14 protein-coding genes are annotated in these 12,285 nt (G+C 66.2%); 7 read left to right on the top strand and 7 right to left on the bottom strand.

What is annotated here, in order from left to right; genetic code table 11:
• Positions 1-28 precede the first annotated feature (28 nt).
• Complete coding sequence (locus tag ABT114_RS25470; protein WP_351145163.1) at positions 29-586, bottom strand: hypothetical protein; 558 nt, start codon at positions 584-586, stop codon at positions 29-31.
• Positions 583-1,377: a TIGR04255 family protein gene (locus tag ABT114_RS25465; protein ID WP_351145162.1), complete on the bottom strand. Its 795-nt coding sequence runs from the start codon at positions 1,375-1,377 to the stop codon at positions 583-585. The genes ABT114_RS25470 and ABT114_RS25465 overlap by 4 nt, the downstream gene beginning before the upstream one ends.
• 380 nt (positions 1,378-1,757) lie before the next feature.
• On the opposite strand from ABT114_RS25465, the gene ABT114_RS25460 reads away from it, so the two are divergent.
• Positions 1,758-2,144: a hypothetical protein gene (locus tag ABT114_RS25460; RefSeq protein WP_351145161.1), complete on the top strand. Its 387-nt coding sequence runs from the start codon at positions 1,758-1,760 to the stop codon at positions 2,142-2,144.
• 665 nt (positions 2,145-2,809) lie between these two features.
• On the opposite strand, the gene ABT114_RS25455 is transcribed toward ABT114_RS25460, so the two are convergent.
• Positions 2,810-3,139 carry a hypothetical protein gene (locus ABT114_RS25455; protein ID WP_351145160.1) on the bottom strand — a complete coding sequence of 110 codons (330 nt, stop codon included), beginning with the start codon at positions 3,137-3,139 and terminating at the stop codon, positions 2,810-2,812.
• Between the two features lie 263 nt (positions 3,140-3,402).
• Here ABT114_RS25455 and ABT114_RS25450 point away from each other — a divergent pair, with 263 nt between their 5' ends.
• Both ABT114_RS25450 and ABT114_RS25445 read left to right on the top strand, forming a co-directional pair.
• Positions 3,403-3,717: a CPCC family cysteine-rich protein gene (locus ABT114_RS25450; RefSeq protein ID WP_351145290.1), complete on the top strand. Its 315-nt coding sequence runs from the start codon at positions 3,403-3,405 to the stop codon at positions 3,715-3,717.
• Positions 3,718-4,116: 399 nt separating this feature from the next.
• Entirely contained in the window at positions 4,117-4,602 is a 486-nt protein-coding gene (locus ABT114_RS25445) for a DUF4265 domain-containing protein (RefSeq protein ID WP_351145159.1), read from the top strand.
• A 250-nt stretch (positions 4,603-4,852) separates the two neighbouring features.
• On the opposite strand, the gene ABT114_RS25440 is transcribed toward ABT114_RS25445, so the two are convergent.
• The gene (locus ABT114_RS25440) at positions 4,853-5,530 is read right to left on the bottom strand and encodes a GAP family protein (RefSeq protein WP_351145157.1); all 678 of its coding nucleotides are present in this window, start codon (positions 5,528-5,530) and stop codon (positions 4,853-4,855) included.
• A 433-nt stretch (positions 5,531-5,963) separates the two neighbouring features.
• Between ABT114_RS25440 and ABT114_RS25435 the strand changes: the two genes are divergently transcribed.
• The 3 genes from ABT114_RS25435 (at position 5,964) to ABT114_RS25425 (ending at position 9,217) form a co-directional block, all read left to right on the top strand.
• Positions 5,964-6,554 carry a hypothetical protein gene (locus ABT114_RS25435; protein ID WP_351145156.1) on the top strand — a complete coding sequence of 197 codons (591 nt, stop codon included), beginning with the start codon at positions 5,964-5,966 and terminating at the stop codon, positions 6,552-6,554.
• 124 nt (positions 6,555-6,678) lie between these two features.
• Positions 6,679-8,031: a Dyp-type peroxidase gene (locus ABT114_RS25430; protein WP_351145155.1), complete on the top strand. Its 1,353-nt coding sequence runs from the start codon at positions 6,679-6,681 to the stop codon at positions 8,029-8,031.
• 55 nt (positions 8,032-8,086) lie between these two features.
• Positions 8,087-9,217: a catalase family protein gene (locus ABT114_RS25425; protein WP_351145154.1), complete on the top strand. Its 1,131-nt coding sequence runs from the start codon at positions 8,087-8,089 to the stop codon at positions 9,215-9,217.
• Between the two features lie 66 nt (positions 9,218-9,283).
• Here the strand turns inward: ABT114_RS25425 and ABT114_RS25420 are convergent, their stop codons facing one another.
• The 3 genes from ABT114_RS25420 to phoU form a co-directional block, all read right to left on the bottom strand.
• Entirely contained in the window at positions 9,284-9,532 is a 249-nt protein-coding gene (locus tag ABT114_RS25420; protein ID WP_351145153.1) for an SCO4226 family nickel-binding protein, read from the bottom strand.
• A 141-nt stretch (positions 9,533-9,673) separates the two neighbouring features.
• On the bottom strand, positions 9,674-9,829 hold the full coding sequence (locus tag ABT114_RS25415; RefSeq protein ID WP_351145152.1) for a hypothetical protein: 156 nt from the start codon (positions 9,827-9,829) through the stop codon (positions 9,674-9,676).
• Positions 9,830-9,982: 153 nt separating this feature from the next.
• A complete protein-coding gene (gene phoU / locus ABT114_RS25410) occupies positions 9,983-10,684 on the bottom strand; it encodes a phosphate signaling complex protein PhoU (protein WP_351145151.1) in 702 nt (233 codons plus the stop codon).
• 244 nt (positions 10,685-10,928) lie between these two features.
• On the opposite strand from phoU, the gene phoR reads away from it, so the two are divergent.
• Positions 10,929-12,284, top strand: a complete 1,356-nt coding sequence (gene phoR / locus ABT114_RS25405) for a two-component system sensor histidine kinase PhoR (protein ID WP_351145150.1) — start codon at positions 10,929-10,931, stop codon at positions 12,282-12,284.
• Position 12,285: the final 1 nt, after the last annotated feature.

Here is a 12,285-nt window from a genome sequence, read left to right as displayed (position 1 = left end):
GACCAACACTCCCCCTCATGATGCGCACTCAGGAAAAAAGCTGCTTCCATCCCGGATTCGCCACCCAGATGCGAGTGGAAAGCGAGCTGAGGATCCGTCGAATCTCCCCATAACTCACGCCCCGACTCCCCAAATCTCCCTCAATCTTCCTATACCCTTCCGGATCCACGTAGCTGACATAGGGAGATTCGCCAGGGAAGAACTGGATTTCCAGCCGCTCAGCGCCAGCTCGCCACTCGAAGAGTACGGAACCCTCTTCACCAGGCGTGACAAACGGGAACACCGACCGGAAATCCGTCAGCTGATCCATCGTGCGGTACGCCTGATGTGTGACGGTCTGAGTTAGCGGCTCGCCTCCAGCACCATCCCAATCAGTAGGGAGAGTCCGCAGCTCATGCAGCTTCCCACTGATGTGGGTCTGCAGCTCCAGCTTGCTCTCACTCTCACGCTCGCCGACTAGGCGCAACTCCTGAGATGTGGCAGAAGGAGTACGACGAATCATCCAGAGATCGGCGGCCGGGCGGGCACCAATTCGCAGCCCAAAGCGCGGGAAGAGTTCCTGACGGCGCATGCTGTAGGCGTTCACGAGCTCTCGCCCCACTTAGCCCGCATCTCTCCACTGGTGACCTCAAGGAATGCAGATGTCAACACATCATGGGCCGATTCGAGCGTCGCTAGATAGTCATAGCCCTCACCGACAACCGCCTCTGCGTCCAGGCTGATTGCGGCACTGTCGACGAAGTCACCCGAGGGCGATTCTCCCACTACCGAGTCGACTCCGATTAGGACTGCCACATTGGCGTCCAATTCAGACTCTTGATAGTGGACGCGAAAACCGGAATAGTCAGGTTTCCTGAACGGGAAAGTCGACCGCGAAGACCATCCGTTCAAGATCCCCGCCATGCAGTCATGCGCAGAAATACCTGGGAGCAAATTGACGTACTGAACGTCGACACGCTTCACGCTTGGGTAAATATCTGTAGCTTCATGGACGAGCTTGGAGAACTGGGTGAACTTTTCCAACAGCTCCGATTTCAGGACCTGAAAACCGGGGTACTCCTGCGCGCCTTCACCAAAAGACCATGACAGCAAGAAACGGTCTTGCTGAAACCTTATCCTCCTGTCGCCGGACTCAGTGGAAAAAGAGCACATACCCATAGGCCAAGACAGGCCCGTTCGCACGAATTCCACGGAATCTCGATCCGAAGGATTCCATGGCGACAGAGGGGCCACCTCTTGCAACTGCGGGTAGTCAGCACGCCACTCGACCCGTAGGGGCGCAAGGTCCAGCGTCTGGAGCCGCCCCATCGGTTGCAGCATGAAGGCCAGCGTCACTTCTTGTACAGGTGGACGTTCAAAACGCAATGACTCGGACATGCATCCTCCCCCCAGGGCAAGAGGTTACCCGGCTTGGATGATCAGTGAACAGGTTCTCCAACTCTTAGGATGCGCGTAAGGAAGCCCAAGAGAGTGACTTTGCCCCCCTTATGTGGATTTTGCACCCTCTAGAGTGAAGATCGCATTCGGTCGGGGATCTCATACCCACAAGGTCGCGCGGCAGGGCCGCGACTCGATTCCCTACGAGCCGCAGGAAGGCCCGGCAGGAGCCAGCAGGAGGAGTCATGTCGGCACCGGGCCGCCGCCCCTGTGGATCCCTGTGCCGTTTGGGCCGGCCAGGAGTAGACCGAGCGTCGTGCTGCAATGCGCCCCCCTTGCGCCGCTCTCCGCCGCTGGTGAGAGCCGAACCATGAACCTGCATGAAGGGATTCGGGAAGTACTGGGGCTGGATCATCTTTGCGGTGCTGATCGCAGGCTGGCTGACCTTTAACTTCGGTCCGGCCGCACTGTTGGGGTTGTCCGGGGTCAGCACCTTCTACTTCTTCTTCAACGTTCCTGTCTGGTGTGGGGCTGAAGGACGCGGAGGCTCATGCCGCAACAACAGCCATGGCACGCTGATGGGCTGCCACCTTCGCCAACACAAGTGGCAGAAGCTAAAGATGATCTTCTGGAGCGCTCGGTGGGCTCGACTTCGGCAGGAGCTCTTCCAAAACGCCACTACCAGTCTGGCGAGCTTGGGCGGCATTCTTGCCGTGACATCCGGTGTGGCAGCCACCTTGCAGCCGCTGTTCGGCGGTGGCTGGTAGCGCTGGTCACTGAGTGGCTGAGTGTCTAACTGCGTGACTACGCCGACGTACAACGACGGACGAGCACGAACGCCTGCGGACCATCAGCGCGGGTGAGAAGCGCACCAGCTCAAGGCAGAGCAGCCACCCAAGTTGCTTCGGGACGAAGAGGTCCAACCGTCCTTGTCCGCACCGACATGCCAGACTTCCGTGAGGGCAACGAGCAACCAGCCCACTGGGGGGACGACCATGTCGACATCGTTTGCCGGCTCCCTGCTGCCGATGCTGATTCTGGTCGGGGCACTCTGGCTTGCGTGTGTTGTTCTCGGCCTGCATGGCCTGCTCCTCGGACGTATGCCGGGCCGATGGCTACAGCGCCACGTTCGACAGCCGAGACTCTGGGGAGCGGGTGCTCTACTCGTCGCATGCGGCGGGTTCGAGCATCCGTCGTTGACAGTGGTCGGAATTGGCCTTGTTGCCTTGGGCCATGTAGTGAAGCCGACTTCATAATCATCTGAAGGCAGCGGGCTTGTGCCAGACGCGTGCCAGATCCGGCGGGGAATCACGGGGAACACCGGGGAACCAACGGCCCGCCCGCCGGACGTCGATACCCTTCCGCCGCAGGTCAGCCCGGCAGTGCGCTCTAGATCACCTTAGCTTCCCAAGCTCAGGTCTTGTTGGCTTGCTCAGGGCGAGGGCGTGAAGCCGGCGGAAAGGTCCAGGTGGAACGGGGAGCCCGGAGCCGTTGGGGTCCAGCCCTCACGAAGAGCAAGCTGGATGGTCTGGGCAACGTTGGATGGCAGTACGGGCTTGGCCTCGCGTCCGAACCAGTTGCTCGGGAGCGGCTGGTCGGTCGTGACCACGAGCGTTGTCCCGGGGACGTCTGCGTGCTCGACCGCGAACGTGCACGGCGACCAGGCCAGCCCCTGGAAGTACGTCGGCCTGCCCCGCAGCCGCCAGCGGTAGGCCGTGCCGTCGACAACGATCCGTCGTGATCCCTTGCGGGCCAGTGCCACGGCTCCCCCTTTCAACAGCGAGGATGCTAGCGAATCCAGCCCCGCCGTCCGTCTCAGTTTCCGTCTCATTCAGCGCCGTTCACGGCCGTTCAGGCGAGACCGAGGAGGGCAGCCGCTCCCATGACGGGCCGTACATGAACGCAGGTGAACGCCCCCGCACGCAGCCCAACATCCCACCAACACAGTTGGAAAGCGTGCACGCCAACGTTCAAAATCCATGGGCGCGCGCGGTAGCAGCGGACCAGGATGCAAACGTGACCTTCATGATTGTTCGTGGGAGCGCCGAGAACGGGCCGTACCTCTGCCCCTGCTGCGGATTCATCACCCTGTCCGAGCGTGGAGCGTTCGAGATCTGCGATGTCTGCTACTGGGAGGACGACGGCCAGGACGAGCACGACTCCGACGCGGTGCGCGGCGGCCCCAACCACGGCCTCAGCCTGCGGCAGGCACGCCAGAACTTCGAGGCGATCGGCGCGTGCAACGAGTACTGCGCCCAGTTCGTACGCGCCCCTCTGCCCGAGGAGCACCCGGAGAGCGGCACGCCTTACGGAACGGGCACGCTCTACTCGTGGTCGTGATGTCCCGGAGCTCCCGCCGCACCACAAGCGCACCAGATCGAGCGGGGAACAACGGGGAACCACAGTGAAAGCGATGGGGCACGATGAGGGCCCATCTTGACCGTTCGCGCAGGTCAGCGGCCGAACCGGCCCCAAATGACCGCAGCTTCCCAAGCTGAGGGCTCGGGCACCGTCGTTACGGGATGGCCGTCGCGGCTTGCTCTGGTTGACGGGACCGGCAGCGTGGCGAAGGCCGGTGGGGGTGTAGCGAGGCATACGCGCGCGTGATCGGTCGGCACCCTCTTCGTCGTGGCCGACTGCCGTCGGCTGAGGCACAGGCGAATGCCTTCTTCAGCTTGAGCAAGACGTCATCGTCACCCACCCGCGGCCGACGCGGCAGTGCTGTGCATCCTGGACACCATGACGAATCCCGAGGGCCCGTACGTGAAGGTGCACTTCCGGCTTGAGATCGAGGACGACTGGCCCCCGGCGTCGGTGGAGAGTCTGTGGGCGGTCGACCAAGGCGACGGCACCGCACGGCTCGACAACACCCCCTGGTTCGTCCGAGGCATCGCCTGCGGGGACATCGTGGCCACCGAGCCCGATGAGGAGGGCGTGCGATGGGCCGGCGAGGTGGTCCGGCGCTCGGAGAACTGCACCATCCGCCTCATCGTGTTCCGTGACGGCGGCTCGGGAGCCGCTCGGCAGAGCGTGATCAACGCGTTCAAGGAACTCGGCGTCGACGGCGAAGGCATAGAGCGGTTCGGCATGGTGGCCCTGGACGTTCCGCCCACCGCCGATCTCGCCAAGGTGCAGAAGCTGCTCAACCACGGCGTGGCCAAGGAGTGGTGGGACATGGAAGAGGGGTGCATCACCGAGCAGTGGCGGGCTACGTCCGTCGGTTGAGGCCGGTCATGTGATCCACGGCTGGGCCGTCCCTGGGCCGTCCGAGGTCGCTCAACAGTGGCCAATGACGACCAACGACGACCACCAGGCGCACGAGCCCACCGCTCCTGAGCAGCGAAAACGCAGGTCAGCAAGATCCCCGGCAAGACCCAGGGCAAGAAGAAGTAAGAAGAAGTAATCTGACGCGATCAAGCCCCCTACCTGCGGGTTCTCTGCCGGTAGGGGCTTGTTGCCGTGCTGGGGCCGCCCGTCAGGAGGTGAGGATGGAGATGCCGTCTCCCAGCAGCTTCAGTCCGAGGACGAAGAACAGGACCGCCATCACGGCGACATTGTGCTGAGCTGCCCAGTCCTTCCAGTTGCCGAGCCTGGTTTTGGCTCCCTCTCCTCCAAGTAGGAAGACTCCCAATGGGGCCAGCAGGCCGAGGGTGGCGATCACGACGAAGATCGCCAGCGATGCGATCTGCTGCCCGACCGGCAGTCCGGCTGAGCCAATGGAGGCGGCCGCGGCGATGGTCAGCGGGGCGTTCTTGGCGTTGAGCGCGGCCAGGGCCAGTCCGAGTCCGAAGATCTTGACCGGCGTGAGGCGGTCTATCGCGCTCATCCACTTCGGCAGCTGGGCTTGCGAGGGGTCCTTCGGGCGTCGGTGCCATTGCCGGGCGCCGAAGACGACGAGGAGCACGCCCAGGGCGAGCTTGAGGGCTCCCACCCAGGTGGCCGGGTGCTTGTGGGCGGAGGCACCTGCGGGGGAAGCGATCGCCAGCATCACCGCGCCCAGTACCGCGAGTCCCAGGATCCAGCCGATGGTGAAGAGGACTCCGTTGAGACGTCCCCGAGGCGTGGCGAGTATGAGGATGATGGCGATGATCGGGAGCGGGCTGACCGCGACGGCGGCCGCGAAACCCAGTACGTCACCGAGAACTGCGCCCATGGTTGCCTCCGTGTGGGGGGTCAGGGTGGCGATCCAGTTGAGTAGGGCTTGGCGGGAGAGGGTGTCCCGACCGCCTCGGCGGCGCAACGGGTTGGTGTGCGATCGGCTGTGCCACTGTCTTCACGGCCGTGCGGAAGTGGCTGCCCGAGAATGGTGACGACGGCGTACTCGGCACGTCCCACCGGTTCAATCTTCCTGCGCCTGGCCTGATCTGTCCTCGGGAGCTTCTCGGGAGCTTCTCGGGACGGGAGGGATCAGGCTGGGCCCCGCGGTGCCGGAGTTTCCCGGGAGTCCGCCTCAGGTGACCACAGTGCCCAGAGCCCGGGATGCGAGGCAGTGCATCCGCAGTGAGGATTGATATGTGAGGGCGATGGCGCCTCATGTTCGGGCGTTTGGCGACCCTCGCACCGATCCGTGGCAGGAGAGTCCCACGATGACTGCGAAGACAGGCGCAACCCAGTCAGCTCACCCCGAGCGCCCGGGCAAGTCGGATGGGGTCTGCAGCGAGTTCACCGTCTTTACCGAGATCAAGCCGGGCCATGCGGATGCGCTGCGTGAGGATCTCGCCACGCTCGCCGACGCGGCGGATGACGAGAGGGTCCATGCGGCGCTGCGCCAGATCGGCACCCTGCACGACGCACGCCACGTGATCTTCGACAACGACACCCGGTTCATGTTCGCCAGCGTTTTCGACGGCTCCTGGGACAACTACATCGACGACTTCGCCCAGACGGTGGTCGGAGCCCGCTTCGACAAGGTCTTCTCACACAGCGAAGGGTTCCCCGGCGTCAAAGATCCGGGGGTGAAGGACTGGTTCGTCGCCCACCAGGAGCCCGCGGGGGTCTTCGTCAGCGCCTATCCCGACCTGACCGTTCAGCAGATCTACAAGGACCACCGCGTGGACGACGCGTTCCAGGAGGTGCTGGACACCCCCCAGTTCCGGGCGGCGCTGGACAACCCGGCCAACGCGGAGCTGGTGTCCACGCCGGCATTCCAGAAGCTGCTGGAGGAAGCCTCGGCCTAGAACCCGGACACAGCCAACCCTCGGAGCCCACCCACCATCGGTGGACCGCGTCGGCCGGTGCGAGTCGGCCATCGGCCATCGCAGGGCTGTCCAGGTACAGACCGATGTGGAGGCACAAGCGACCATGAACACAGCGGACAGCGGCAGCGCGGCCGGCGTGAGTGTCGAGATCGACGACGTCCAGAGCGGGGCCCTGCGTCCGAGGCCCGTGCCGTACGAGGGAAAGTTCGTCTTCCTGCGTGTCGATGACCGCCATGCCGGGCGCGCCCTGCTGCGGCGGCTGCTCCCGGTGACCTCGGGTGGTCTGCCGGGCGCGGACCGGAGCCAGGACGCCTGGGTCGCTGTGGCGTTCACCTTTCAGGGGCTGAGGGCCCTGGGGGTGCCCCAGGAGTCGCTGGACAGCTTTCCGCGGGCGTTTCGTGAGGGCATGGCCGCTAGGGCGGAGCTGATCGGCGACGTGGGCGAGAGTGCGCCGGCCCACTGGGAGGCACCGTTCGGAACGGGCGATGTCCACATCGCGTTGAGTGCCCTCTCCTCAGATACGGCGCAGCTGGACAAGGAGCTGGAGCGGGCCCGAGTCGCCTACGAGGACACGCCCGGTGTCCAGGTGATCTGGCAGCAGGACGTCCACCAGCTCCCGACCGGGCGCACCACCTTCGGTTTCCGTGACGGCATCAGCCATCCGAACATCGAGGGCGTCGGACTGCCCGGCTCCAACCCGCAGGAAGCCCCCATCAAGGCCGGCGAGTTCATCCTCGGCTACCTCGACGAAACCGGCAACATGCCGCCCATGCCCAGCCCCGACGTGCTGGGGCGCAACGGGACCTACGCGGCCGTTCGCAAGATCCACACCAACGTGGCGGCCTGGCGCCGGTACCTGCGCGCGAACAGCGCCGGCGCCGAGGAGGAGGCACTCCTGGCGGCCAAGATGGTCGGGCGCTGGCCGAGCGGGGCGCCGCTGACACTGACGCCGGAGCACGATGATCCCGAGCTGGCGGCCGATCCGCACCGCGTCAACAACTTCCTCTACCGGGAGAACGACGACCGTGGGTACCGGTGCCCCGCTGGTGCGCACATCCGGCGTACGAACCCCCGTGATGCCACCATCATCGGCGACGCGCGGATGCACCGGCTCATCCGCCGCGGCACCACCTACGGCCCGCCGCTGCCCGAGGGCGTGCTGGAGGACGACGGAGCCGACCGGGGCCTGGTCGGAGTCTTCCTCGGAGCCCATCTGGAACGGCAGTTCGAGTTCATCAAGGCCGAGTGGGTCAACGACGGCAACTTCATCGGCTATCCCGGCGAGAAGGACCCGGTGGCCGGGCATCACGGCGGAACCGGCAGCGTCACCATCCCCGAGAAGCCGGTCCGGCGTCGCCTGCAGAACCTGCCCAGCTTCGTGGTCACCCGCGGCGGTGAGTACTGCTTCGTGCCGGGTCTGCGTGCCCTGCGCTGGCTTGCCGAACTGGAGGACTGACGGCGATTCCCACCCCCTGAGGTCCGATCTCGCTCTCCGAGGAGAGGTCGAAGTCATGGCAGCACAGTTCGTCCGCTACACGCCTGATGTCGAAGACGACGACCCGGACTTCGACCGCAACGTGCAGACGGTGATCGAAAAAACCGAGAGCTACATCGCCGAGTCGGTCGAGGCCGGTGGCACCGGACGGGCCCTGCGCGACGCCCACGCCAAGGGCTACGGGCTGGTCCGAGGGGAAGTGGAGATCCTGGCCGGGCTTCCCGCCGAGTACGCCCAGGGGATCTACGCGACTCCGGGAACCCACGACGCGCTCATCCGCTTCTCCAACGGCTCGCCCCACGCCGGAGCCGACGCGCGACTGGGCGCCGCCACCGGACTGGCGCTGAAGATGTTCGACATCCCCGGCCCGACCCTGCTGGAAGACGAACCGGACACGGGCACATTCGACTACGCCAACATCAACGGACCGATCTTCTTCTGCAACACGGTCGAGCACTACCTGTTCATCCAGGAATTGTTCCTGAACGCGCCGGCCTACTTCTCCCAGGGCCGCCCCGGCGCACATCGCTTCTTCACCGAATTCGTGACCGGAAAGGGAACGCTGGACCAGGACAACTGGGCGTGGGACGAGTTCCTGGCCTTCCTGCGCCTGTCAAAGACCCCTCCGGTCAACGTACTGCTGTCGAGCTACTGGACGATGGGCGCGGTCCGGCACGGGGACTACATCGCCAAGGTGCGCATCACCCCCGACCCGTCCCTAGCCGCTGCGGTGGTCCGGCGCACCCTCGACCCGACCTCGGCAGCGGAGGTCTTCCGGCCGGCCCTGCAAGCCGAGCTGCAGGAGCGGCCCTACGCCTTCGACATCCAGGTCCAGCTCTGCACCGACCTGGAGCGCATGCCGGTGGAGGACACCACCGTGGAGTGGCCCGAGCAACTCTCGCCGTCCGTCACCGTGGCCAAGCTGCGGCTGCCGCAGCAGGACATCTCCGAGCCGGAGAATCTGGAGAAGATGGACGCGCTGTCCTTCACACCCTGGCGGGTCACCGCCGAGCACGCGCCCCTGGGCAACATCATGCGGGCCCGCAAGGAGGTCTACCGGCGATCCTCCATCGAGCGCCACAAGCTCAACCAGCAGCCGCGCACAGAGCCGCGCAGCGCCGACGAAGTACTTGGCCCGGCCCAATGAGGCCGACTGACCGGCCCCCGGCCCCCGGCCGGGGGCCGTTCTTGACGGGTGCGGGGCGGGTGGTCGTCAGATCGAAAGCGGCACGGCGTGGATCTCGTCCGCCTTGTGGCCGGCGCGTTCGTGAACGCGTTGGACCGCTTCGGCCGACGGGGCCTCGGAGAGGCAGTAGACGGTTCCGGAGTCCGGGTCCGCCCAGGCCCTTTCGAAGTGCACCTTCTCGTCCTTCTCTATGGCGAGGTCGGCCTGGTGAGCCTCCCGAAGCTGGTCGGGCGTGATGCCCTTCATCCCGTGGTGGACGTCCATGAACTTGCTCATGGGCTCGCACCTCCTTCCGGATCACCTTCCATGCTGCGCTCGTACGGCCGACGGGGCGACCAGTGACGTTCCGGACGCAGCGCGACGAAGGGCCCCGGCACTCACGCCGGGGCCCTTCGCCGTCGTACGCCCGCTACGGCGTCAGCCGCACTGGCAGGGGTTGCCCGACTGGCACCCGCACCCGCAGCCCGAGCCGCAGCCGCACGCGCCGATCAGCGTCAGGTTCCTGATCTCGGTGGGCTGCTCGGTCGGGCGTTCCTGCGTGGGGTCCGGCGTCGTGCTGGGGGATTCGGCCATGACTCTGGGTCCCTCCTCGAGGCTGTGCCTGTGCCCATTGGATGCCCGTTCCGCCAGGCGCATCAACGGCGCACAGAGGCTTTGCACCCGCCCCGGTCGTTCCCCTTCGCGCCTGTTCGGAAACGGAGGGTTACGTACGGAAGTTTGCGAGGGCTACGCGCCCTCGCCCCCCGCCGTCGACTGGATGTCGGGCTGGATGTCAGGCTGGAGCTCGTCCGCGTGCTCGCCCGTCACCAGGAACACCACCCGCTTGGCGACCGCCACCGCGTGGTCGGCGTACCGCTCGTAGTAGCGGCCGAGGAGCGTCACGTCCACCGCGGTCTCGATGCCGTGCTTCCAGCGGTCGTCCAGCAGGTGCTGGAACAGCGTGCGGTGCAGCAGATCCATCTCGTCGTCGTCCTGCTCCAACTGGAGCGCCAGATCGACGTCCTTCGTGATGATGACCTCGGCCGCCTTCGCCATCAGACGCTGCGCGAGCTGGCCCATCTCCAGGATCGTGGCGTGCAGGTCGTGCGGGATGGCGCGCTCCGGGAAGCGCAGGCGCGCGAGCTTCGCCACGTGCTGGGCGAGGTCGCCGGAGCGCTCCAGGTCGGCCGACATACGCAGCGACGTGACGACGATCCGCAGGTCCGTGGCCACCGGCTGCTGCCTGGCCAGCAGCGCTATCGCGCGCGCCTCCAGGTCGTGCTGGAGCTCATCGACCCGCTTGTCGGCCTCGATGACACTTTCGGCCAGCTTCAGGTCGGAGTCGAGGATGGCGGTCGTGGCGCGCCCGATCGCCGACCCCACCAGCCGGGCCATCTCCACCAGTCCGTCGCCGATCGAGTCCAGTTCCTCGTGGTACGCGTCCCGCATCAGGTTTCCCTCTCGTGCGTGTAATTCGGGGGTTCCGGGGGCCGGGACCCCGGCTGCGTCAGTCCTGAAACGTCATTTGACCGGCGGTGCGAACCCCACGCTCCCACGCTCCGGCCCGTACGCGTCGGTTTCCGTCACCCCAAATGAACCACTGCTAGCTCCTAGGTGAACTCTGGGCGACGAGTGTTCGAGGTCGCACTTCGATGGCTGTGGCCAGGCCCGACGACATGCCTAACCTGGGGGCATGGACGTGAACGCGGCGGTCGCCGCAGCGGCAGCGATCGCCGGGGTACTCACCGGCGTCATCGCCATGCTGGCGTTCCGCTGGAGTGAACGCGACCAGCAGCGACCCACCAGAACCTCCCTGCACACCGACCCCGTGCTCCCGCCGGGTGTGGACACGGTCCTGTCCGTGCTCCGCTCCTCCGCCGTCGTACTCGACGAGGCGGACGCCGTGGTCAAGGCGAGTTCCGCCGCGTACGCCCTCGGGCTGGTCCGCGGCGGCAAGCTCGCCGTCGAACCCATGCTCCAGATGGCCCGGGACACCCGGCGCGACGGCGAGATACGCCAGGTCGAGCTGGATCTGCCCAGGCGGGGGACCGGGCGGGGCGAGGCCCTCGCCGTGTCCGCACGCGTCGCCCCCCTCGGCTCCCGGCTCGTGCTCCTCCTCGTCGAGGACCTCACCGAGGCCCGGCGCATCGAGGCGGTACGGCGCGACTTCGTCGCGAACGTCAGCCACGAACTGAAGACCCCCGTCGGCGCGCTCTCCCTTCTCTCCGAGGCCGTCATGGACGCCTCGGACGACCCGGAGGCGGTGGAGCGCTTCGCCGGCCGTATGCAGATCGAGGCCACGCGCCTGACCAACCTGGTCCAGGAGCTCATCGACCTCTCCAGGGTCCAGAACGACGACCCCCTCGAGGACGCCGAGCCCGTCCGCGTGGGCGAACTCGTCGCCGAGGCCATCGACCGCTGCCGCCACCAGGCAGGCACCAAGCAGATCACCATGGCCGCGAATGTAGGGGCGCCGTCAGGGGTCGAGGCGGGTGATGGCGGCCGACGGACGGGCGGCACCGCCGACCTGCGGATCTGGGGAAACAGGGGGCAGCTCGCCGCCGCTCTCGGCAACCTCGTCGAGAACGCCGTCAACTACTCCCCGGCCCGCACCCGCGTCGGCATAGCCGCCCGCCGGGTGACCGCGCCCGGTGGAGAACTCATCGAGATCGCCGTCACCGACCAGGGCATCGGCATCTCCGACAAGGACAAGGAGCGCATCTTCGAGCGCTTCTACCGTGTCGACCCGGCCCGCTCCCGTGCCACGGGTGGTACGGGCCTCGGGCTGGCGATCGTCAAGCACGTGGCCGCCTCGCACGGCGGGGAGGTCACGGTGTGGAGCTCCGAGGGACAGGGCTCCACGTTCACTCTGCGGCTGCCGGAGGCGGGCGCGGGCCGCGACCGCGCCCAGCAGCACCCCGATCTCGACGACGACAACGACGACAACGCCGAGAATGATCGACCCGGGCAGTCCGCCCACTCGTCGCGCGCCACATCCCCCGACTCAACCGCGTACCAGACGCTTTCCGCCCCGGAGGTCCTTCCGTGAC

The sequence above is a fragment of the Streptomyces sp. NPDC002088 genome (assembly GCF_040296605.1).
In the GTDB taxonomy this organism is placed as follows: domain Bacteria; phylum Actinomycetota; class Actinomycetes; order Streptomycetales; family Streptomycetaceae; genus Streptomyces.
Note: the sequence above shows the minus strand (reverse complement) of the source record. Positions and strands in the feature narration are given on the sequence as shown.